The following is a 21,121-nucleotide window of genomic DNA, read 5'->3' as shown; positions in this document are numbered from 1 at the left end:
TCATCTGGCCCCCAACAGCGCTTCATCCTTCGCCACCGCACGTTTGTAGGCGTCGCGGCTGGTCAACTTCTGGGCATAGGCGAGAAACGCAGGCCTGGGCGGCAAGGTTTGCAAGCCTAACCCCCAGCCAATGTGGGAGCCAACATAAACGTCTGCAGCGGTGAAGCGTTCCCCGGCGATAAACGGATGCGCCAATACCGCGCGCTCAAGCTGATCGACCGTGCGCTCATAGCTTCCGTAGCCAAAGAAAAACTCCTGATCCGGAGTCGGGTTGAAACTGGCGCGGTAGTTGGTGACCGCCTGCTCCAGCGGCCCCGCAGCGAAAAACATCCACCGGTAATAAGCGGCGCGCTCCGCTGCCACCGGGACCAGCCCGGCTTCGGGAAATGCCTCCGCCAGGTACGCACAGATGGCGGCAGTTTCTGTTATGGTTTGCCCGTTATGCACCAAGGCCGGGATCTTTCCCATCGGGTTCACGTCGCGAAAAAAGCCGACACGCCGATCATCAGCATCGGCCATCGTTGGCACTGCCAGCGCAGCACCGCCCCAACGGTCAGCCTGACTGCTCGACTGGTAATCCATGATCACCGTCTCATACGCGCAGCCGATTTCTTCGAGCATCCAGCGCACCATGCGCCCGCGAGAATTGGGGTTGGTATAGAAAGTCATTGTCATCGTGAGCTCCTTTTGGCTCAGTGTGTTGACGACAATGGTAAAAGCGAAGCGGTATGAGCCTGTGGGCGCCTTCCGCCAGAATACTTGCAGAACGCGCCATTGGCGGCGCATTGCATCACGCATCACCGCTATCCTGCAGTTCGGAGTCTGGAAATGCCGCACCTTCACACCAGCACCGAGCGGTGTAAATTGCCCAGGGTGTTCTGGGAATCAATAGCGCAGCTGGGACTGGATCCCTCGTTGATTGAGCAACATGCTCAACTGCCCCCTGACCTTCATTTGAACGAATCGACCTTTGTCAGCACACAGCAGTTGTTCGCTGTCTGGAACGCCATTGAGGCGCTTTCGGCGGATCCGGCTTTTGCGATAAAAATGGTTCGCGACACGCCCAGTGCGAAGCACAAAATGGCGTTCATCACGGCGTTATATGCTGCTGATTATCGCGACGGACTTGCGCGGTTGGCGCGCTTGCAGCGTGTGCAGTCCCGACAAATTATCCATGGTCGAGCGCCAGAACACTGTGTCATTCACGATTCAGTGGCCATCCGGCACGGGGCCTGCGCCCTATCTTTCAGTGGAGGCGTGTTTTGCCTTGGTACTGGAGCTCGGTCGACGAGGCACCGGAAAACACATCACGCCTATGTCATTGAGCTTGCGGCGGCCAAAGCCACCGCTGGAAACTCATTCGGATTATTTCGCCTGTCCCATCAACTGCGGCGCCAGCCATGACGAGATGATCTTGAGCGCCTCTGATCTTGACCGGCCGTTTCTGCAACACAATGCGCAGGTGCTGCACATGATGAGCCCCGGCCTCGATGCCGCATTACGCGCAATCGAGGCGCCGGTTGGCTTCTGTGAGCAGGTCATTGAAATATTCAAGCGCACGCTGGCGAACGGACGGCCAAGTTTGCAACACCTCGCCAGAGAACTGTTGCAGAGCGAGCGAACCTTGCAGCGCCGTTTGGCGTCCGAGGGCACGACCTTCAACGCACTGCTCAACGAGGCGAGGCGTCAAGTTGGGTTGCAGCTGCTGGCTGATACGAGCCTGGAGCTCAAAGAGGTGGCGTATCTTCTGGGTTATGACGACGTCAACTCTTACTATCGGGCCTTTCGGCAGGTGGAAAAGGTTACGCCCAGTCAGTGGCGTCGTTCTTTCAATACCTGATATGAACCAGGCGTGAAGCAGCCGCTACCCGCTCTCAAAATGATGTCCGCTCTAGTTGGCGATAAATTTGTTGTTGGTTTTACTCGTCGTAGTGTCAACAAACCAAATCGAGCCCCCATCTGTTAACACTTTGCTGCATTCCTTACCGTATTTTTGATAGGCAACGCAGATCACATCCCCCGTAATCACCCAACTTCCTGACTGCATGGACTCGCTGGAGATCTGAATTTGTGCAGTTCCGTCAGCGCTTAATACTTGAGAGAAAGGATAACCAGTGGACGTTACGCTGGAATATTTTCGGCCTATGACCGTAGTTTTTATTTCGCTGCCCGTTAGCTGCTTAGCGGTCGCCGGTGCGTCCGCATGGGCGTCGAGCGCAGCTTGATTACCGGACGAAGCGCAGCCAATCATAAATAGCATGGCAACCGCACAAAAAAGGAGCTTTTTCATAACTATCACCTTTTCGCTTATTGAAGCGCTATAGAAGTACCGGACTTATATTAGACACGGAACGGATCGACAATATATTCGATTACTATAAAGCCAATAGCACTCCCACCTATCCACCCCCAAACTGTAAAGCAATCGGACACAATTCGATTTAGTTCGGTAGCGTCGCCGCCATTCAATTTTGCGAACTCACACTATTTAACTTAACTATGTAGTGCTGGCGCCCAATTGGCGATTTCCGCCCATAGCGAGCCATCAGAAATGACCGCTGAAGTCGAAAGCAAACGATGCTCCAAAGCCTTGTCACCAGACAGTCACGCCAATTCACTAATCTTCCCATCCCCACCGTCGCCCCAAGAGCCCGCATTCCAAAATGCCGCCCATCGCAACTGCATCCCCAACCCGGCAAAAAATCATCCTGCGCTCCGACAACCTCACCTCTTCCGACTTCGGCGCCCTGTTCTCCAGGCTCTTCGGCAACCGCTACGCCGATACTCCGCCGCCACCTTCCAGCATCATCATCGGCGGGGTCTACGGGCGGCACGACGGGGTGAGTTTTCGGCGTATGCATTACCACGGCGACTTCAGCGTCACCCTCCCCGATCCGCAGAACGAAATCACTTTCGTCATCCCCACCGCCGGCAAGATCGTTTTCAACCACGCCACCGAGTCCATCGGCATGGCGCACATCGGTCTGGCGATCGACAAGGCGGATATCCGTTCGATGCGTTTTGTTGACGATCACGCGCATCACGGCATTTCGATCAATCGTCTGCAGCTCACCGAGCGGTTGTCGGCGCTGCTGGAGAAACCGGTCGTGCAGAAGATCGTGTTTGAGCCAAGCGTGGATCTGAATACCCCGGCATTTCAGGGCCTCAAGGCGTTGATTGATCTGGCCACGGGCACTGAGTTCGATGCCTTGATCAACAGCGGCACGTTGATGCCGTCACGGTTGCGCGAGATGTTGATCGATGCGGTGCTGGAGGCGTGGCCGCACAACTTCACCGAGGCATTACGGCGGCCGGCGCCGTGTGTGGCGCCGCGACACGTGAAGGTGGCGATGGAATTTATTCAGGCGCATCCGCAGCAGTTGGTCAGTGGCGTGGATCTGGCGCGGTTGAGCCATGTCAGCCAGCGCGCCTTGCAGGAAGGTTTTCGACGTTTTGTCGGGATGTCGATCGTGGCGTATCAGCGGCAGGTGCGTTTGCAGCGCGCCTATGAGGCGTTGGTGCGCGGGCATGCAGGCTCCGTGACGGAGGTGGCGTTGAGCTTTGGCTTCAGTAATGTCGGGCGCTTTTGTCAGTATTTTCAGAGTGCTTATGGCGTTAGCCCAGCGGAGTTGAAGGCCAGGCGTTGACCATTCGGTCCGGCGAAACCTGCATTTGATTGAACAGCAGGAATCTCAGGGCGACTAACCCAGACAGGTCGTTTGACGGCACCGCCGATTCAAGCGGCGTTTACCTGGCTGCGACCGACGGTGCGTTTCTGCGCGCGTCGGTGCAGGCTTCGCAAGGGGGTTTCAATGACTGAGGATTTCATCGGCTTTTTCACGACGCACACGATTTTAGGAATTTCACTGGCGAACTGGGTGCTGGCGTTCCTCGCCGCAACGCTCAGTTATCTGCTGACTACCACGGCGATCCGCTTCGTTTTCCGCAAGGTGCAGGCGCGGGCCACTGCCGGCAATGGGCATCTGACGTACATGGCCAGCGAAGTGCTGGCGGCGACCAGCACCACGTTGCTGCTGTTGGCATCGATTCTGGTCGGCATCGGTTTGCTGGATTTGCCCGAGCGCTGGCTCGGGCGTGTCAGCAGTTTGTGGTTCGTGGTGGCGGCGTTGCAGGTCGGCCTGTGGACCAACCGCGCGCTGGCACTGGGGCTGCATCGCTATTTCTCGCGGCATAACGCGACCGGCTCCTTTCAAGCGAGCGCCTTGGCGACCCTGAGCCTGTGGGGCGTCAAGGTATTGCTGTGGGCGGTGATTCTGCTGGCGATGCTGTCGAACCTGGGCGTCAACATCACTGCATTCGTCGCCAGCCTGGGTGTCGGCGGTATCGCGGTGGCGCTGGCGGTGCAGAACATTCTCGGCGACGTGTTCGCCTCGCTGTCGATTGCCGTCGACAAGCCGTTTGAGGTGGGCGATTTCATCGTCGTCGGCACGCTGGCCGGTACGGTCGAGCACGTCGGCCTGAAGACCACGCGCATCCGCAGTCTCGGCGGTGAGCAGATTGTCATGGCCAACGCCGACATGATCGGCAGCACCATTCAGAACTACAAGCGCTTGCAGGAACGTCGAGTGGTGTTCGAGTTTCGTCTGACTTACGAGTGCACCAGCGAACAGATCCGCCAGATCACTCAACGCGTTGAAAGCATCATCAAGAACGAAAAACAGGCGCGCTTCGACCGCTGTCATTTCCGCAGTTTTGGTGAGAGCGCGCTGGAATTCGAAACGGTGTACATCGTTCTGGACGCCAGTTACAACGTCTACATGGACGTGCAGCAACGCATCAATCTGGCAATCATGGAAGCGGTGGCCGAGCTGGACGCGACGTTCGCCTTCCCGGCGCGCACCGTGCATGTCGCCTCGCTGCCCGAACCCACCGCGCCACCGGCACGCACACAGCAACCTTCGCGTGCGCAGCATGCTTGAGCGCAAGAGCCCGGCAACCTGCCGGGCTCGCTGTGTTCAAAACGCGTAACTGGCTTTCAGTCCGCCATTGAAACCATGGCTGTCACCGCCACCGTTGGCCCCGACCTCAGCGCCCACACTCAGGGCGCCGAGGTTGGCCATCAAGTTGACGCCGCCGCTGAACTGATCGCGGTTGTCGAACGCCGCGCGCTGCTCGATATCCAGCCCCAGCAGGTGGCCTTCGCTGTCGACTTGCTGATCGCCGAGCGCACGTTCATAGCCCACGCGAACGCCCGGGACCAACTGCCACGCCCCCACGGCCACCGGGGCAAATGACACGTCGAGATTGGCCACCGCGCTGCGGCGGGTCTGCTTGATGCCATCGACGTCGAGCGCCAGCTCACTGCCCTTCTCTTTGAAACCTTGCAAGTCGAGATGACTGACGCGAAAGCCCAGGTTCGGTTCGACAATCACGCTGCTCAGCGGCAGGCGATAACCCAACGCCACGGTCGCGCCAGTGAGATTGCCGTGAGTGTCGCCCTTGGCAGTGCCGAGACCACCGCCGAGCTCGCGTTTGCTGTCGTAGTCGACGTAACCGGCGCTGGCATTGGCATCGACAAACATGCCGCGCTCAAGGCTGGTGAGGCCGTAACGCGCACCGAGGTTGAGGAAGGTGAAGTCCGTATCGGCCTCGCCACCCGCGCCGCCCACGCTGCCCTTGCTGTAGCCAAAGCCGCCGCGTGCGCTGAGTTGTTCGCTGAAGCGCTGGGTGATGCCGAGCATCAGGCCCTGGCTGTGTTCGTTGCTGCTGTCGGCGTGGGCCGAGCCGTCCGTGCCGAGGTAGCCGGCAAGCGCGGTGGTCCAGAGGCGGTATTGGCCGATCTTCAGATCGCTGCCGCTGGCGAACGGTGCGGCGGCTTGTTCGATCATCGCGTTCTGCCGCAGCAGGTAGCTGGCCGCATCAGCGTGGACCTGACCGCCGACTTGCGATTCGACACCGCCCAGACTGCCGGCGTCGATCGCCGATTGCAGGTAGTAGTTGTAGGCGCTGTAGGTGCCGGACAGCTCGGAGTTCTGCAGCTGGCGCAGCAACTCGGCACCAGCGGCGGCATTGCCGATCAGCCCGGCCTGACCCGGCAAGCTGTTGTACTCGACCAGTTTGCCGCGCAGTACGTAAATGGTTTCCTGGGACAGACCGAGGCCCTGCTTGAGGTAGTTGTCCATGCTGCCGTACTCGGCGGCGACCTGGTCGAGACCGGCCTGCAAATAACTGGCCTGCACGCCGAGCAGCGGCTCGTAGACAGCGGCCATGCTCGGCGGCAAGGCTTTCAAGGTCGCGGCAACTCGGGCGGCGGTGTAGTCGTTAGTCGCCAGGTAGTTGGCCATGATCGTCGCCTCATCAACGCCAGCGATGCTCTGCAACACGGCGGCGGTCCAGCCGGTGCGGTCCTTGCCGGCGGTGCAGTGAAACAACTGCGCGGCGTCGACACTGGCCAGCTCATTGAACAACTGGCCGAACTGCCCGCGCATGCCGGCATCGCTGACGAAAGCGCGGTTGGTTTCCTCCATCATCGCCACGGCCTCGGCGGCGCTGTGGAACGAGATATTGGTGATGTTCGCACCAGAGGTGGTGCTGCCGATGATGTCGATATTGCGATAGGCCGCGCCCGTGATCATCGTGTCGGGCGTAGCGGCAATTTCGCTGGGCGTGCGCAGGTCGTAAATGGCTTTGATGCCAAGCCCATTGAGTGTCGCCAGATCCGCCGTCGACGGCGTCAGTGCGTTGGAACGGTAGAACACGCCGCTGCGCATAACGCCGTCGTGGGCGGTGGAGTACGCGGTGGTGATGCCGGCGATGTCGCGAAAGTTGTCGATGCCGCTCAAGCGCGGCGTGTCGAGGCTGACAGGCTCGGCCGCGTGGGCAGCGGCGATGGACAGGCTCAGAACGGACAGCGAACACAGAAGACGTTGGAACACAGTGCAGCCTCATGAAATCAGCGTTGGGCTGGTCACTATGGGCAGACGAGTGGGAGGGAATATGACAGTTTCGGCTGGCTACAAAATGCCTGCGCGAATGGGCCGTGGAGTGCGTGATCGGTATCAATCCTGCTTGGATGTGTTGAAGATCCCTGTGGCAGCGAGCCTGCTCATGAAAGCGGCGTGTCAGCCGATTATATTCAAACTGAAAAAAAGCTTTCGCGAGCAGGCTCGCTCCCACAGGGTTTGGGGAAGTATCCGTTTTTTCAATTTGTCGCGCGCAGCGACAACCCCTTATAAGACTGCCATCACTTTCAAGAACAAGAGGCTGTACCCATGAGCAACGCCTGGAACGAAGGTTATTTCACCGACGAAGGCTACACCTACAGCTATAGCCGGGAGATCAATCCGGTGTTCCTGCGTTACTGCCTGTTGTTGCGCGGGTTCGCCACGCTGGAAAGCAACGAAGGCGTGCACTGCGAACTGGGCTTCGGTCAGGGCGTGTCGATCAACATCCACGCCACCGCCAACCCGGGTTCGTTTGTCGGTACGGACTTTCACCCGGGTATGGCGGCCCATGCCATCGAACTCGCGACTGCCGCCAACAACGGCGCCCGCCTGTATGACGACAGCTTCGAACAGCTGCTGGCGCGCAATGATCTGCCGCAGTTCGACAGCATCAGCCTGCATGGCATCTGGACCTGGGTCAGCCGCGACAATCAAAAACTGATCGTCGAATTCGCCCGCCGTCACCTGAAGCCGGGCGGCATGCTTTACGTCAGTTACAACTGCTTCCCCGGCTGGTCGCCGTCGGCGCCGCTGCGCAATCTGTTCAGCCTGCATGACCGCTTTGCCAATGCCTCGTCGCGCTCCGACCAGCGCATCGACGCCGCACTGCAATTTTCCGAAGCACTGCTCGCGGCCAACCCGAAATACGCCGCTGCGGCGCCGAGTCTCGGCGCGCGGCTGCAGAGCATCAAGGGTCAGGATCGTCACTACGTCGCCCACGAGTATTTCAACCGTGACTGGAATTGCATGTACTTCGCCGACATGGTCGACGCGCTGGCCTCGGCCAAACTCGACTACGCCACCACGGCAGTGCCGCTGGATTCGGTCGCCCCGCTCAACCTGAGCGCTGAAGGCATGGACTTTCTGGAAACCATCGAACATCCGATCATGCGCGAGCAAGCGCGGGACTACTTCGTCAACCAGCACTTCCGCCGCGACCTGTACGTACGTGGCGCGACCCGCCTGTCCGCTGCCGAACGCCGCGCGAGGATGCTGCACAGCCGTTTCGTGCTGCTGCAACCCTGGGAAACCGTGGCGGGCTCGGTCAGTGGTCCCGCCGGCGAAGCGACGCTGCAACCGGAGATTTACGGCCCGGTGCTCGATGCACTGGCGGCACAGAACTATGCGGCCAAATCGATGCGCCAATTGCTGTCCGAGGCTGCGCTGGCTTACGACGACCTCGAACAAGCCCTGGCCGTGCTGATCGGTATGGGCGCTGTCGCTCCGTGCCAGAGCGAGGCCGCCGAGTCGCAGGTCAGCGGTCGCTGCGCCGCGCTCAATCTGCAACTGTGCAAACGCTCGCTGTACGGCGCCAACATCCAGACCCTGGCCAGCCCGGTCACTGGCGGTGGCGTGACGGTCAACCGCTTCCAGCAGTTGTTCCTGATTTCGATCAAGCAAGGCAAACAGCAGCCAGCCGAGTGGGCGCAACTGGCGTGGAGTGTGATCAGCGAACAAGGTGAAGTGCTGGTAGAGAACGGCCAGCCGCTGCTCACTGCCGAAGCCAACATTGCGGCCCTGACCGCAAAGGCGCAGGTATTCGCCGAGCAGACGCTGGTGGTGCTGAGGGCGTTGAAGATAGCTTGATTGCCAACGAACCATTGTGGGAGCGAGCCTGCTCGCGAAAGCGCTGGATCAGCCGCCAAATCGGTGACTGACGTACCGCATTCGCGAGCAGGCTCGCTCCCACATTGGTCGTGGAACAGGGTCAAGCCAACCGTCCTGTTTCCGGAACTTTCCGCCCTCTGCCGTCCGTCCAGCCGGCCTGCAATAAACGAAATTTCCGCTCCACCCACTCCTCACAACTATGCATGCGCTAACGCCCATCAGGGCAAAAGCGCGATAGCCTGGTCTGAGGAAAATTTGAATGTTCATACATAACAAGCGACTTCAGTACACCGTTCGCGTGGCCGAGCCCAACCCTGGTCTGGCCAATCTGCTGTTGGAACAATTCGGGGGCGCCAATGGCGAACTGGCCGCAGCAGCGCGCTATTTCACCCAAGCCTTGGCCGAGGAAGATCCGGGGCGCAAAGACCTTCTGCAGGACATTGCCACCGAAGAATTGAGCCATCTGGAGGTGGTCGGCTCGATCATCGTCATGCTCAACAGAGGTGCCAAGGGTCAACTCGCCGAGGGCGTGCAAGAGGAAGGTGAGCTGTACCGTGCGCTGAATGGCGCCGGTAATGACTCGCACATCACCAGCCTGCTGTACGGCGCAGGCGCGCCTCTGGTCAATTCCGCTGGCGTACCGTGGACAGCGGCGTATGTAGATTCGATCACCGAACCTACTGCCGACTTCCGTTCGAACATCGCAGCCGAAGCGCGGGCGAAAATCCTCTACGAACGCTTGATCAACATCACCGATGATCCGGGCGTGAAAGAGGCGCTTGGCTTCTTGATGACGCGGGAAATCGCCCATCAGCAGTCCTTCGAAAAAGCCCTGCATTCGATCCAGCCGAACTTCCCGCAGGGCAAATTGCCTGGCATGCCGGAGTTCACCAACAAGTACTTCAACATGTCTGGCGAGCCTAATGTGCGCGGCCCCTGGAACGAGGGCGGTGCGTGGGAGTACGTGGAAAACCCAGAGCCTGCGGTCGACGGCGGCGACGGTCTGGCGACCGTCAGCCTTCCGGCCGAAGACGAACAGGTGCTGGAAGCGATGAAGACCCGTACAGCCTCTGACCCACTCAGCGAGCCGGTGACCGGTGCTGACCTGGGCTCCGGTTATGTACAAGGTAAAGATGTCTGAACCCGTCCGGCGGCCCCGGACCGGGGTCGCCACTTGCTCAAGGAAAACCACATGAAAAGCAGCAAAGTCCTGGCACTGACCTCTGAACATTTTCAACGTTTGATGGAGAAGGCATACGCCGGTTTTGAGCTGGACTGCAAACAGGCCTGTCGAGGATTGAAAGTCAGCATGGCGGTGAATGTATTCGGCTTGGGCACCCTTCTCCCGAATAATTTTGCCGATCAAGCCACAGTCCAGCAATCGGAGGTGGCAGCCATCCATTGACCGCGAACTGGCGGGAAGACTTGCTGCTCTGTGAGCCGAGTGTTGCCACCGTCTTCAATGCAGAACCGGGCGTTCAGAAAAGTACCGACGCAGCTTCCCTCATGAAGATCTCGACGGTCTTCGGCCCTATCCCCTCGAACTCGGACAGGCGCTTCTCCAGCGCCTTACGGTCCGCGCTCGCGGCCACGATGTTACTGACCTTACCGGCGTACTCGCTGTTGAGCTTGTTGGCCAGCGCGAGTAGTCGCGACGCCGTGCTTTCGTCGTAGCGCACGTAACGCGCCTGCCCCAGCATCGACACCAGTTGACGGTGCGTACACTGCGCGAGCTTTTGCGGGGTGTCTTGGTGATGCTGCTCTACTATGACTTGATACGCCTTGGCGGCAATGGCGCCCTGAATCCTTTTGCCCATCAGAAAACTCGCCAGCAGCCATTTGAACAGGCCGGTTTCGTTGGCATTGCGCAGGTCGATGTTCAATTCACCGGCCGTGATGATATCGCTCACAAGTCTCACCTCAAGGCGCGCTTCAATTACAGATGTTGACCCGGCACGGCTTTGAACGATCCAATCGCGACCGCCTGGCCAAGGCAGTAAATTGAATTCCAGGTGGAAAAGGATGGTCATCTTTCAAGAGATGAGAGATGACAAGCATAAGGACCCTCAGATGCTCGGTCGTAAGATGCCCAAAACCAAGGGGCATGACGCCGCAGAAACCGCTCCCATCAAAGCTGCCAGCGAGATAGCCGCTTTCCGCCTGACAGTCATCTTCATGCTGACGGTCATTCTGGCGTTTCTCGGCGTGGAGGGATGGCGAACCTGGCGTGACTATCATGCAGCCTTCTCGTCGGCGCGTGATTCGGTCACCAACCTCGCGCGGGCAACCGCGCAACATGCCGAAGACGCCATCCGCCAGGTCGATGTGTTGACCGCCGCCCTGGGCGAGCGCGTCGAAGGCGACGGTCTGCAGAACATCGACGTACCGCGCATCCACAACTTGCTGGTGCAGCAGGCCAAATTGATGCCGCAGTTGCATGGACTGTTTATCTACGGCCCGGACGGCAAATGGATCGTCACCGACAAGGAAATGATCCCGGACCCGGCGAACAATGCCGATCGCGACTACTTCCAGTATCACCGCGCCAACACCGATCGAAACGTGCGTATCGGTGATGTCGTCAAAAGCAAATCCACGGACGACCTGATCATTCCGATTTCCCGCCGATTGAATAACCCGGACGGCTCCTTCGCCGGCGTGCTGCTGGGGACGATCAAGGTCAGTTATTTCGTCGACTATTACGGCGATTTCAAAATCGACGACAAGGGTGCACTGGTGCTGGCGTTGCGCAATGGAACCATTCTCGTGCGTCGCCCCTTCATCGCTTCGGTAATCGGTCAGAGCCTCGCCGACAGTGAGGTGTTCAAGAACTACCTGCCCTTTTCCAATCAAGGGATCGCCGAGGTCCGAGCCGTCGTCGACGGCACCAAGCGTCTGTACGGTTACAGAGCTTTGAGCACCTATCCGTTGGTAGTCGAAACCGGACTGTCCCGCGAATCGATCATTGCGCCGTGGCGCTGGGACCTGATCAAAACCGGCTTTGTGTTGATGTCGGTGATCACCGCGTTCACGGTCTTCGGACTGATCGTCTTGAGGCAACTGCGCCAACGGATGGTGATGGAAAAGGATTTGCGCAAGGCACACCAGGCCATGAAGGACATGGCCTTGACGGACAGCCTGACCGGGCTGGCCAACCGTCGGCGACTGGACACTGCCTTGATTGACGAAATTCGTCTGGCCAGACGCCAGGGTTCGTCGATCTCACTGATCATGATCGACGTCGATCACTTCAAACTCTACAACGACAGCTATGGGCACGCGGCAGGTGATGATTGCCTGAGCGCCGTCGGCCAGGCCATTGCGCAGGCGGTAAAACGGCCGGGTGATCTCGCCGTGCGCTATGGCGGCGAGGAGTTTTCCGTGTTGCTGCCCAACACCGATATTCGCGGGGCGGCGCTTGTGGCTGAGGAAATTCTTGAGGCCATTCGATCCTTGCGAATGGAGCACAAAGCCCATCCACTGGGTCACGTCACCGCCAGTGCAGGTATTGCGGTTGGCAAACCGGCCGAACATGAAGTGAGCCCTGCCACTCTTATCGAGTCGGCTGACAAAATGCTTTATGCCGCGAAGCAGAAAGGCAGGGATCGCTGCTGTATCGGCGAGGAAGTGCTCGGCGCCTAGCCACCGCTCTTCAACGGGAGCGCAGCATCACGGCTGCGCGAACCCGCTGTACGCCAAACACCGTCATGCGCAGGAATTCCTGGTGACTGACCGGCAAGTGCTGGCAGTCCAGGCCGCGCTTGAGTTTGCTGTGGTCGACATCAGGATCATGCAAGTAAACGAAGTCCTCGTCACACCCGGTGATGATGACCCAATGCGGCGCTTTCAAGCGGGTGAATCGGTAGCTGCTGATCAGCACCAGCGGCTTGTATCCGGCCGCCAACGCAGCGCCGATCTGCAGATAATCACCCAGAACCTGCTCGACTTGCGTGGCAGCCAGTTCCTGGGCAAACCCATCCTCGACCAGTTTCATGATCGACTTCTTCTCCGTGCTGCGTACGCCGTGAAGAAAAAGCGAGCCCGGGTGACTTACCTCAAGGCGCACATCGAAACCGCGCCGCCAGGCCGCCAGTGCGAGGCCCTGAGGACTGCAGCCACCGTGCCCCGCCGTCATGAAAATGGTGGTTGCCTCGCGCCACAACTGGATTTCCTCCGCTCGGGTCATGGCACGGTTCGCATCGATGGCGGACATGGCCATCAGCAGGCACGCGGCGCCGCAGGTGAACTCGGTGGTCTGCTGGTAATACGGCACTTGCCGGGCGGGCGCTGGTGTTTCGCGCAGGATGCGTTTCTCGTAGCGCAACGCCTCGCAGTGGTCTTCGTAGTAGTCCTCGACACTGGCAAAGCGTTGATAGCCGTTGGCTTCGTAGAGGCGGATGGCAGCGCTGTTGTCAGCGCGCACCTCCAACCGCAGCCATGCGCAGTTGCGCGCCAATGCGCAGGCCTGGGCCTGTTCCAGCAAACGCTGGCCAAGTTGATGTCCGCGCCACGCAGGGCTGACCGCAATCGAATACAGGCGTCCAAGTGAGGTGCCACGGTGAAAAAGCACCAGTGCGTAACCGCAAAGGATTGCGCCTGAGGTAACGACAATCAACGCGGCATTGGCTCTACTGAGCATCCAGCTGAAGTTGCGCTGATTCAACCGGTCGAGGGTAAAACACACCCGCTCCAATTCGACCAGATCGTCGATATCGTCCATGGATGCAAAGCGAAAATCAAAAGACATGACCGCACCGTAAAGTTTGAGTAACGAACCGGGACAGACCGAAAGGCCCGTGATTTATTGAAGCGGCGTCTTCTTCAACAGGGATTCATTACTCATGTCAGCGGTGCAAGCCAACGTGAACGAAGTATTAGACAAAACCGAGCATTCGACAATCTCCCTCAGCGAGGAACCTCCCAGTATCAAGCCCTCGGGAAGTCGATTGCTCATACTGGTCGAACGCAAGGATGACTGGGCTGATTACCTGCCCAGCGAGAGCCTGATGCTGGCTCAGGATTACCTTGAACACAGCGATGATTTTCCTCATCGCACCCAGGTCATAAACCTCTGCCGCAATTACAAATACCTCGGTCAGGGCTATTACTGCTCATTGCTGGCCGAAGCGCGCGGACACAAGGTTTTCCCCTCGGTACGCACCGTCAGCGAGCTGGCGCGCAAAGCGCTTTACGGGGTCGGGCTGAATGATCTGGAGCGCACCCTGGAGCGGGCGCTGGCGAACCACCCGTACGGCGAAACCGAGGCTTTCACGCTGTCGTTGTACTTCGGCAAGGCCTCGATCGAGACGCTGCAAGAGATCGGCCGTCAGCTGTTCGAGGCGTTCCCCTGCCCTATCCTGCTGGTGGAATTCCGCCGTGGTGAGACCTGGCAGATCGCAGGCATCAAGGCCGGTGCACTGCACAAACTTCGCGATGAACAGCAGCATGTTTTCGCTGATGCACTGGACGCGTTCAATCGCAGGACATGGCGTCAGCCCGCCTCCAAACGTGTGGCCCGCTACGACCTGGCCATCCTGCATGATCCTGACGAAGCCCTGCCGCCTTCTAATCCCGAGGCATTGCAGCGTTTCATCGCTGCGGGCGAACAGCTGGGTATCGATGTCGAACTGATCGAGAAAAAGGACTACGCACGTCTCGCCGAATTCGACGCGCTGTTCATCCGCGAAACAACGCGAGTGGATGATCACACCTATCGGTTCGCGAAAAAGGCTGAAAGCGAAGGCCTTGTGGTGATTGACGATCCGTCGTCCATCCTGCGCTGCACCAACAAGGTTTATCTGGCCGATTTGCTGAAGCGTCGCGGGCTGGGCATGCCGGCAACGGAAATACTCTACAAGGATCGTCCGCAGGAACTCGAAAACGCAGGGCGTCGCCTCGGTTTTCCCTTGGTATTGAAAATCCCCGATGGCTGTTTTTCACGGGGTGTGATCAAGGTCGCCGATGCACAAGCGCTGGCCACGGCCGCGCAGGAGTTATTCGAACACTCGGTGCTGCTGCTGGCGCAGGAGTATTGCTACACCGAATACGATTGGCGCGTCGGGGTGCTCAATGGCGAAGCGCTGTATGCCTGCAGGTATTTCATGTCCAAGGGGCATTGGCAGATTTACAACCACAAGGCGCTGCCCGGCGAGATCAACGGAATGTGCGAGGCGGTGCCGGTCGAGCAAGCCCCGCCCGCAGTCGTGCAGCTCGCCGTACAGACGGCGCGGCTGATCGGCGACGGCCTCTACGGCGTCGACCTCAAGCAGGCGGGCGATCGGGTACTGGTGATCGAAGTGAACGACAACCCCAACCTCGACGCCGGCATCGAAGATGCGGTGCTGGGCGACGAATTGTACCGGCGCGTATTACAGGCTTTTACCCAAAGGCTTGAGCTCAAACACCGTGGCCAAGCGTGGTGAGCAATGATTGAAGGCTATTGCATTGATTGCGGCGCCCTGCACAGGACATCGGAGGACCAGGCGACTGTCTGGCTGTGTGTCGCCCCGGACGCAGCCGAGCAACTGGATTTGCACAGACGCCTGGGCATTGGCGCACAAGCGATAGAGTCGTCGCTGGACCCAGATGAAGTGGCCCGCATCGAGGTCAAGCCAGATCACCTGTTCCTGATCTGGAAGCGTCCGGAAAGCTTCGACGGGCGCGCATTCAACGTTTCGTCCTTCGGAGTGGTGCTGAGCGAAAAACGCCTGGTGGTCATTTGCGCGAGCAACTCGCTGCTTTCGGGTCTTGAGCACGATGCGCAAATGACCGGGCCGCTGGACGTGCTGATGGCGTTACTCGCTGAAAGCGTTCATCACTATCTCGGGCATTTGCGCGTGGTCAAACAGATCGCCCGGGAGATTCAACAGCAATTCACGCGGGCAATGGACAATCAGCAATTGGCGCAGATGTACAACCTGAGCGAAAGCCTCGTGTACTACGTCAATGCGATTCAAAGTAACGGTGCGGTGCTGACGCTGCTGCGCAAACACGGCCAGCGTCAGGGCTTCAGCGACAGTCAACTGGCTGCGCTGAACGATCTGATCGTGGAAAACGAACAAAGCTTTCAGCAGGCCAGAATTCACGCCAAGGTGTTCGCCAACCTCATCGAATCCCACGGCAATCTTGCCAACAACAGCATGAACCGGGCCCTGCGCAAGCTGACACTGATCAACGTCGTATTCCTTCCCTTGAACCTGATCGCCGGCATCGGTGGCATGTCGGAGTTCAGCATGATGACGTCCGGCGTCCCATGGTGGATGTCCTTTCCCGTGCTGATCGCCTGCATGGGCCTCGTAGGCGCGGGGATGGTGCTGGTATTGCGGCGCATGGCCTGAATCCAGAGCACATTCTGCTAACGCCTGCGCCGCATGCGGGCGTCAATTGGTCCGGCTGACCACCCGGATATGCGTAATCCCTACCCGCTCGGCCTGCTCGAGAATCTGCTCTGGCGTCGAATCCGCCGTGGGCATGACCAGGCTGTTTTCTGCATCGCCCAGATGCAGTTCGAGCAGATGCATCGCCGCGTCGTGCTCGGCCAGTTGCGCTTCCTTGAGTTCGAGCAGATAAGTACGAGGCTCGCCGTTGAAACGGTATTCAATGTGATAGGTGTAAATGTTGTCGTCCGCGTCGGTGGGAAAAGGCACTGTTTATCCTGACGCAGCGGTCAGCTTTTAGTTCAACCTGACTGCCAAATTGCATTTGCGAACAAACTTTTTGCGCAGCGAAGCGTCCTCTTCTTAACTCTCCACAACAGCTGATCACAGCTAAGGACTGGCAATGACCTTTTTCATCTTCCTCTTGGCCTGCGCGGCGGCGGCAACCACTGGCGTGATGTTCAAACCCGGCCCGTGGTACGAATCGCTGACCAAACCCTCTTTCACCCCGCCCAACTGGGCCTTTCCGGTAGCGTGGACGATCATCTACCTGCTGCTGGCCTGGGCCGGTTATCGCTTGAGCCTGATCCCCGGCAGCCAAACGGTGCTGGCCTTGTGGGCCGCGCAAATCGCCCTGAACACGCTGTGGACGCCGGTGTTCTTCGGCGCGCATCAGGTGCTGGCGGCGCTGGTGATCCTGGCGGTGCTGTGGGTGGTGGTCGCGGTGATGGTCGTGCTCGCCCTGCAACTGGACGTGGTCACCGGGCTGATTCTGTTCCCGTACCTGGCGTGGCTGTGCGTTGCGGCGGCGCTGAACTGCTCGATCCTGATGAAGAATCGCCTGTGAGCGAATTTCCATGGCCGCAAGGCGAGCCTGAGCTGGCACAGGTTCGCGCATTCAACAAAAAGCTCGCCTGGCTGCCACGCTTCAAGATCCGCAATCGCCTCACCCCACGGCTGATTCAGGCGTTGCTGCGGGCGGGTCAGCTCGGCGGCGCTGGCAAGCTGCGCCAGCATCGGCTGAGCGCCGAACGGAAGATCATCGACACGGTGCCCGTGCGCATCATCCGCCCCAAGGGCAAAGCCAGAGGCGTGGTGCTGGATTTCCATGGTGGCGGCTGCGTGATCGGCAATGCGCAGATGAACGACAACTTCAACATCGCCATCGTCAATACTTGCGACGTGGCGGTGCTGTCGGTGGATTATCGGCTGGCGGTGTCGACGCCAATCGAGGGCTTGCTGGAAGACTGTCTGCGCGCCACTCGCGGCATCTTGAACGATGGCGAATTTGCCGGACTGCCCGTGGTCGTCGTCGGTGAATCGGCCGGTGGGCATCTGGCGGCGGCCACCCTGCTCGCCCTCAAATCTTCGCCGCAACTGCTGCAACGGATCTGCGGCGCGCTGCTGTATTACGGCGTCTACGACCTGACCGGCACGCCCAGCGTGCGCGCCGCGCCAGCCGATACCTTGGTGCTCGACGGCCCCGGCATGGTCGAAGCGTTGCGCCTGCTCACACCTGATATCAGCGACGAACAACGACGCCAGCCACCACTGTCGCCGCTGTATGGCGATTTCAGCGGACTGCCACCAGCGCTGCTGTTTGCCGGCGACCTCGATCCGCTGCTGGATGACACGCGGCTCATCGCCGAGCGCTGGCAGCAAGCGGCGCCGGTGGACATGTATGTGCTGCCGGAGTGTCCGCATGGGTTTATTCACTTCCCGACCGCCACTGCTGACCATGTGCTGGCTTACAGCCGCAAGTGGATTTCGGCGCGAGTGGCAAGCTACTCAGCGAAAACCGCCGAAATCAGCCCGGCGTTTTCGTAGCTGCCGATTGCATGGCGAGCCATAAAGAAACGAGACAAACAAAAGGCGCCTTCACCGGCGCCTTTTTTTGTTTGCGCTGAACCCTGCGCGATCGTTCACCCCATGCCGATTGTGGCTCAAACCGTAAACAGTCTTTACCCAATCCGCGCCTGTTTCCCCCGCCAGCCGCCGCATAGAGTTTGTTCCAGCAGCACACTCAACTTCAGCAAAGGAAAATACCCATGAAAGTCTCAATGCTCGTCCTCACACTCTTCGGCTTCAGCTCGGTGGTCATGGCTCAGGACTCGACTACCACGCCTCCCGTCGAGCAATACACCTACGCCAGTCACCTCGACGTCGCCAAAATCATCTCGGAAGATCCCGTGCCGGATGTCTGCGCCGTAGTGCCGGTGCACATGACTTATCAGGACTCCCAAGGCAAACAGCACATCCTGCAATACGAGGTCATGGGCAGCGGTTGCAGCAACGGCTGATCCGGCCAATATCTCGCACACCCATTGCGTCTCAGAGTTGGCTCGCTGAGACGCAAATGCTTTACCGCTTCAATCGATAAGCGCCTGAGCAGTGCTCGCCAACTGCGCGCCGACCCGGGTTTTCAAGGTATCGATGAATCGCGTGATCTTCGCATCGACAAACTGGCGAGACGTGTAGACCGCGTAAACATTGCGCTCGTAGGTGTGGTAATCGGGCAGCACCCGCACCAGCCTGCCGGCACGCAAATCGTCGATCGCCGTGAAGCCTGCCAACAGACCAATCCCCGCCCCTTCGCGAATGGCAACGGCCATTGCGTCCATATCGTTCACGCTGAAACTCGGCCCACTCGGAATGAACGTCGCATCGCCCGCCTTGCTTTTGAGCTGCCATTCATCGCGCACGTAATCCACGGTACCGAGCAGCAGGCATTGATGATCGCAAAGCTGCTCCGGCGTTTCGGGGGCGCCATGCCGCGCCAGGTATTGCGGAGAGGCCACCAGTACGCAGTGACTGACGCCGATCTTCTGGCTGACATACGCCGAATCCGGCAGCGTTCGCGCGATCAGAATGGACACGTCCAACTGATCCTCAAGCAGATTGGGCATGCGTTGGGAGAGCATCAAATCGACGGTCACTTCGGGAAACGCCTGGCGATATTCCAGCACCGCGCCGGTCACCAGTTGCCGCGCCAGTCCGGGCACGCAGTGCACGCGTAACGTCCCTCGTGGTTGCAAGGCGGCATTGCTCGCCTCGGCTTCGGCGCTTTCCAGGTCAGCGAGAATCTTCACGCAGCGTTCATAAAACCGCCGGCCCGCGTCGGTCACCGAGAGACGCCGGGTCGAGCGTTGCAACAGGCGGGTGTCGAGTACGTTTTCCAACGCCGAGACCGCACGCGATACGTTACCGACGGTGGAGTCGAGATGGTTGGCCACGGCAGTGAAACTGCCCATCTCGACTACCTTGATGTACACCGACATGTTTGAAAGTTTGTCCATCCTGATCGTCCTGTAGAACTGCCACTCACTGCGGATAAGGACGGATGCTACACGCTCGCCCCTGCGCTCGATATTACCTTCTGGGACAACAATGATTCCCTCGTGGCCGGCTAAATCAAACGGCACGCCTTCCATAGACTGGATTCCACGGGACGCCTGAACTACTGCGTACAAGGCGCCGAATGAATCCTTAACCATGAAGGCGACATCCATGAACACTCTTTACGATCCGCTCTATCTCTTCATCGGTGGTCAATGGCTCACCGCCCAGGACCGCGCTACCGCTGCCGTGGTCAACCCGGCAACCGGCGAGGAAATCGGTCAGGTGCCACTCGCCACCGCAGACGATCTGGATCACGCCCTCGAAGTCGCTCGACTGAGCTTCGACCAATGGCGCCAGACCGTGCCGGACCAGCGCGCAAAAATCCTCAAGCGCGCCGCCGACCTGATCCTCGAACGCGCCCCGCACATCGCTGCGCAGATGACACTGGAAGAAGGCAAGCCACTGCGCGAAAGCCTCGATGAAGTGACCCGTGCGGCGGAATATTTCGAGTGGTTCGCCGAAAGCGCACGACGCATCGACGGCCGTGTCGTACCGGCCAATCGTCCGGGTGTACTGCAACTAGTGAAACGTCAGGCGATCGGCCCTGTGGCAGCGTTCACACCATGGAATTTCCCGGCCATCACCCCGGCGCGCAAGCTCTCGGCAGCGCTGGCCGCCGGTTGCAGCGTGGTGCTCAAGCCCGGCGAGGAAAGCCCTTCCACCGCGCTGGCCCTGGCCCGGGCGCTGGACGATGCCGGTTTGCCCAAAGGCGTGCTGCAAGTGGTGTTCGGTGTGCCGGATCAAGTATCCAGCCATCTGATTGCCTCACCGGTCATTCGCAAAGTGACGTTCACCGGTTCGGTGCCAATCGGTCGGCTGTTGTCGGCCCGCGCTGCCGAAGGAGTGAAGCCGATCACTCTGGAACTGGGTGGCCACGGCCCGGTTCTGGTGTTCGCCGACGCCGACATCGAAAAAGCTGCTGTGGAAGGCGTCGCCAATCGCTTTCGCGGCACCGGTCAGGTGTGCATTTCCTCGACTCGTTTTCTTATCCAGCGTGAGGCCTACGCCGAGTTTGTCGAGCACTTCGTCGCGGCCACCCAAGCGTTGAAAATCGGCGACGGCATGGATCCGCAAACCCAGGTCGGCCCTCTGGCGAACCCACGGCAACTGGCGAAGATGGAGCAACTGATCGCCGACGCCGTGGAGAAAGGTGCACGGGTGCTGGCCGGCGGTGAAGCGTTGCCGGGCGCAGGCTTCTTCTTCCAGCCCACTGTTCTGGCCGATGTGCCGATGAGTGCGCGAATCATGCACGAAGAACCCTTTGGCCCCATCGCGATACTGATGCCTTTCGATGAACTGAGCGACGGCCTGCAAGAAGCCAACCGCCTGCCCTATGGCCTCTCGGCCTACGCGTTCACCTCTAATGCGCGCACCGCGATCGACGTGGCCGATGGCCTGGAAGCCGGAATGATCGGCATCAACCAGTACCGCATCGTCGCCACCGAACTGCCCTTCGGCGGCATGAAAGAAAGCGGCCACGGTTCCGAAGGCGGCATCGAAGGCATCGAGCACTACCTCACTAACAAATTCATCAGCCAGGTTTAAGGGGATTTC

General features: G+C 59.4%; 20 protein-coding genes and 1 pseudogene. 14 read left to right on the top strand and 7 right to left on the bottom strand.

All coding sequences use genetic code 11. From position 1 onward, the window contains the following. Complete coding sequence (locus PSH90_RS11205; RefSeq protein ID WP_305382767.1) at positions 1–798, bottom strand: glutathione S-transferase family protein; 798 nt, start codon at positions 796–798, stop codon at positions 1–3. 30 nt (positions 799–828) lie between these two features. On the opposite strand from PSH90_RS11205, the pseudogene PSH90_RS27490 reads away from it, so the two are divergent. Beyond that, a pseudogene (locus tag PSH90_RS27490) lies at positions 829–1,104 on the top strand (hypothetical protein); the annotation flags it as partial. A 1-nt stretch (position 1,105) separates the two neighbouring features. Beyond that, on the top strand, positions 1,106–1,840 hold the full coding sequence (locus PSH90_RS11200) for a helix-turn-helix domain-containing protein (protein WP_370695136.1): 735 nt from the start codon (positions 1,106–1,108) through the stop codon (positions 1,838–1,840). Positions 1,841–1,891: 51 nt separating this feature from the next. Here the strand turns inward: PSH90_RS11200 and PSH90_RS11195 are convergent, their stop codons facing one another. Continuing rightward, positions 1,892–2,290, bottom strand: coding sequence for a hypothetical protein (locus tag PSH90_RS11195; RefSeq protein ID WP_305382765.1), 399 nt, complete (start codon positions 2,288–2,290; stop codon positions 1,892–1,894). A gap of 373 nt (positions 2,291–2,663) precedes the next feature. On the opposite strand from PSH90_RS11195, the gene PSH90_RS11190 reads away from it, so the two are divergent. Both PSH90_RS11190 and PSH90_RS11185 read left to right on the top strand, forming a co-directional pair. After that, positions 2,664–3,647: an AraC family transcriptional regulator gene (locus PSH90_RS11190; protein ID WP_305382763.1), complete on the top strand. Its 984-nt coding sequence runs from the start codon at positions 2,664–2,666 to the stop codon at positions 3,645–3,647. Positions 3,648–3,812: 165 nt separating this feature from the next. Next, positions 3,813–4,940 carry a mechanosensitive ion channel family protein gene (locus tag PSH90_RS11185; RefSeq protein WP_305382762.1) on the top strand — a complete coding sequence of 376 codons (1,128 nt, stop codon included), beginning with the start codon at positions 3,813–3,815 and terminating at the stop codon, positions 4,938–4,940. 36 nt (positions 4,941–4,976) lie between these two features. Here PSH90_RS11185 and PSH90_RS11180 read toward each other — a convergent pair whose 3' ends face one another. Then, on the bottom strand, positions 4,977–6,896 hold the full coding sequence (locus PSH90_RS11180; RefSeq protein ID WP_305382760.1) for a tyrosine-protein phosphatase: 1,920 nt from the start codon (positions 6,894–6,896) through the stop codon (positions 4,977–4,979). Positions 6,897–7,232: 336 nt separating this feature from the next. On the opposite strand from PSH90_RS11180, the gene PSH90_RS11175 reads away from it, so the two are divergent. From PSH90_RS11175 to PSH90_RS11165, 3 genes are all read left to right on the top strand, one after another. Further along, on the top strand, positions 7,233–8,771 hold the full coding sequence (locus PSH90_RS11175; RefSeq protein WP_305382759.1) for a class I SAM-dependent methyltransferase: 1,539 nt from the start codon (positions 7,233–7,235) through the stop codon (positions 8,769–8,771). Between the two features lie 280 nt (positions 8,772–9,051). Next, positions 9,052–9,933, top strand: coding sequence for a manganese catalase family protein (locus PSH90_RS11170; protein ID WP_305382758.1), 882 nt, complete (start codon positions 9,052–9,054; stop codon positions 9,931–9,933). 51 nt (positions 9,934–9,984) lie between these two features. Continuing rightward, positions 9,985–10,197, top strand: a complete 213-nt coding sequence (locus PSH90_RS11165) for a hypothetical protein (protein ID WP_252869279.1) — start codon at positions 9,985–9,987, stop codon at positions 10,195–10,197. A 73-nt stretch (positions 10,198–10,270) separates the two neighbouring features. On the opposite strand, the gene PSH90_RS11160 is transcribed toward PSH90_RS11165, so the two are convergent. Continuing rightward, the gene (locus tag PSH90_RS11160; RefSeq protein ID WP_305382757.1) at positions 10,271–10,702 is read right to left on the bottom strand and encodes a DNA methylase; all 432 of its coding nucleotides are present in this window, start codon (positions 10,700–10,702) and stop codon (positions 10,271–10,273) included. A gap of 160 nt (positions 10,703–10,862) precedes the next feature. Between PSH90_RS11160 and PSH90_RS11155 the strand changes: the two genes are divergently transcribed. Further along, on the top strand, positions 10,863–12,434 hold the full coding sequence (locus tag PSH90_RS11155) for a sensor domain-containing diguanylate cyclase (RefSeq protein ID WP_305382756.1): 1,572 nt from the start codon (positions 10,863–10,865) through the stop codon (positions 12,432–12,434). Positions 12,435–12,444: 10 nt separating this feature from the next. Here PSH90_RS11155 and PSH90_RS11150 read toward each other — a convergent pair whose 3' ends face one another. Continuing rightward, positions 12,445–13,539, bottom strand: coding sequence for a GNAT family N-acetyltransferase/peptidase C39 family protein (locus PSH90_RS11150; RefSeq protein ID WP_305382755.1), 1,095 nt, complete (start codon positions 13,537–13,539; stop codon positions 12,445–12,447). Between the two features lie 94 nt (positions 13,540–13,633). Here PSH90_RS11150 and PSH90_RS11145 point away from each other — a divergent pair, with 94 nt between their 5' ends. Beyond that, positions 13,634–15,214, top strand: coding sequence for a RimK family protein (locus tag PSH90_RS11145; protein ID WP_305382754.1), 1,581 nt, complete (start codon positions 13,634–13,636; stop codon positions 15,212–15,214). Between the two features lie 3 nt (positions 15,215–15,217). Next, the gene (locus PSH90_RS11140) at positions 15,218–16,129 is read left to right on the top strand and encodes a magnesium transporter CorA family protein (protein WP_305382753.1); all 912 of its coding nucleotides are present in this window, start codon (positions 15,218–15,220) and stop codon (positions 16,127–16,129) included. A gap of 42 nt (positions 16,130–16,171) precedes the next feature. Here PSH90_RS11140 and PSH90_RS11135 read toward each other — a convergent pair whose 3' ends face one another. Continuing rightward, positions 16,172–16,438, bottom strand: a complete 267-nt coding sequence (locus PSH90_RS11135; RefSeq protein WP_305382752.1) for a hypothetical protein — start codon at positions 16,436–16,438, stop codon at positions 16,172–16,174. A gap of 133 nt (positions 16,439–16,571) precedes the next feature. Between PSH90_RS11135 and PSH90_RS11130 the strand changes: the two genes are divergently transcribed. The 3 genes from PSH90_RS11130 to PSH90_RS11120 all read left to right on the top strand — a co-directional run bounded on the left by PSH90_RS11130 (position 16,572) and on the right by PSH90_RS11120 (position 18,468). Beyond that, positions 16,572–17,015 (top strand): TspO/MBR family protein, encoded by a 444-nt coding sequence (locus PSH90_RS11130; protein WP_041480509.1) that lies wholly within the window; start codon positions 16,572–16,574, stop codon positions 17,013–17,015. Further along, positions 17,012–17,995 carry an alpha/beta hydrolase fold domain-containing protein gene (locus PSH90_RS11125; protein WP_305382751.1) on the top strand — a complete coding sequence of 328 codons (984 nt, stop codon included), beginning with the start codon at positions 17,012–17,014 and terminating at the stop codon, positions 17,993–17,995. The genes PSH90_RS11130 and PSH90_RS11125 overlap by 4 nt, the downstream gene beginning before the upstream one ends. Before the next feature lie 221 nt (positions 17,996–18,216). Further along, the gene (locus PSH90_RS11120) at positions 18,217–18,468 is read left to right on the top strand and encodes a DUF2790 domain-containing protein (RefSeq protein WP_252869272.1); all 252 of its coding nucleotides are present in this window, start codon (positions 18,217–18,219) and stop codon (positions 18,466–18,468) included. A gap of 69 nt (positions 18,469–18,537) precedes the next feature. Here the strand turns inward: PSH90_RS11120 and PSH90_RS11115 are convergent, their stop codons facing one another. Continuing rightward, complete coding sequence (locus tag PSH90_RS11115; RefSeq protein WP_252869271.1) at positions 18,538–19,464, bottom strand: LysR family transcriptional regulator; 927 nt, start codon at positions 19,462–19,464, stop codon at positions 18,538–18,540. 211 nt (positions 19,465–19,675) lie between these two features. Between PSH90_RS11115 and PSH90_RS11110 the strand changes: the two genes are divergently transcribed. Beyond that, positions 19,676–21,112 carry an NAD-dependent succinate-semialdehyde dehydrogenase gene (locus PSH90_RS11110; RefSeq protein ID WP_252877928.1) on the top strand — a complete coding sequence of 479 codons (1,437 nt, stop codon included), beginning with the start codon at positions 19,676–19,678 and terminating at the stop codon, positions 21,110–21,112. Positions 21,113–21,121: the final 9 nt, after the last annotated feature.

This window comes from Pseudomonas sp. FP1762 (assembly GCF_030687105.1).
In the GTDB taxonomy this organism is placed as follows: Bacteria; Pseudomonadota; Gammaproteobacteria; order Pseudomonadales; family Pseudomonadaceae; genus Aquipseudomonas; species Aquipseudomonas siliginis.
This window is presented reverse-complemented; position numbering and strand designations above follow the sequence as displayed.

What these genes read in the sequence shown, in the direction of transcription:
- PSH90_RS11205 (WP_305382767.1), bottom strand. Translation starts at nt 798, where the DNA reads ATGCGTGATGCAATGCGCCGCCAATGGCGCGTTCTGCAAGTATTCTGG.
- PSH90_RS11195 (WP_305382765.1), bottom strand. Translation starts at nt 2,290, where the DNA reads ATGAAAAAGCTCCTTTTTTGTGCGGTTGCCATGCTATTTATGATTGGC.
- PSH90_RS11190 (WP_305382763.1), top strand. Translation starts at nt 2,664, where the DNA reads ATGCCGCCCATCGCAACTGCATCCCCAACCCGGCAAAAAATCATCCTG.
- PSH90_RS11185 (WP_305382762.1), top strand. Translation starts at nt 3,813, where the DNA reads ATGACTGAGGATTTCATCGGCTTTTTCACGACGCACACGATTTTAGGA.
- PSH90_RS11175 (WP_305382759.1), top strand. Translation starts at nt 7,233, where the DNA reads ATGAGCAACGCCTGGAACGAAGGTTATTTCACCGACGAAGGCTACACC.
- PSH90_RS11170 (WP_305382758.1), top strand. Translation starts at nt 9,052, where the DNA reads ATGTTCATACATAACAAGCGACTTCAGTACACCGTTCGCGTGGCCGAG.
- PSH90_RS11165 (WP_252869279.1), top strand. Translation starts at nt 9,985, where the DNA reads ATGAAAAGCAGCAAAGTCCTGGCACTGACCTCTGAACATTTTCAACGT.
- PSH90_RS11155 (WP_305382756.1), top strand. Translation starts at nt 10,863, where the DNA reads ATGCTCGGTCGTAAGATGCCCAAAACCAAGGGGCATGACGCCGCAGAA.
- PSH90_RS11150 (WP_305382755.1), bottom strand. Translation starts at nt 13,539, where the DNA reads ATGTCTTTTGATTTTCGCTTTGCATCCATGGACGATATCGACGATCTG.
- PSH90_RS11145 (WP_305382754.1), top strand. Translation starts at nt 13,634, where the DNA reads ATGTCAGCGGTGCAAGCCAACGTGAACGAAGTATTAGACAAAACCGAG.
- PSH90_RS11140 (WP_305382753.1), top strand. Translation starts at nt 15,218, where the DNA reads ATGATTGAAGGCTATTGCATTGATTGCGGCGCCCTGCACAGGACATCG.
- PSH90_RS11130 (WP_041480509.1), top strand. Translation starts at nt 16,572, where the DNA reads ATGACCTTTTTCATCTTCCTCTTGGCCTGCGCGGCGGCGGCAACCACT.
- PSH90_RS11120 (WP_252869272.1), top strand. Translation starts at nt 18,217, where the DNA reads ATGAAAGTCTCAATGCTCGTCCTCACACTCTTCGGCTTCAGCTCGGTG.
- PSH90_RS11115 (WP_252869271.1), bottom strand. Translation starts at nt 19,464, where the DNA reads ATGGACAAACTTTCAAACATGTCGGTGTACATCAAGGTAGTCGAGATG.
- PSH90_RS11110 (WP_252877928.1), top strand. Translation starts at nt 19,676, where the DNA reads ATGAACACTCTTTACGATCCGCTCTATCTCTTCATCGGTGGTCAATGG.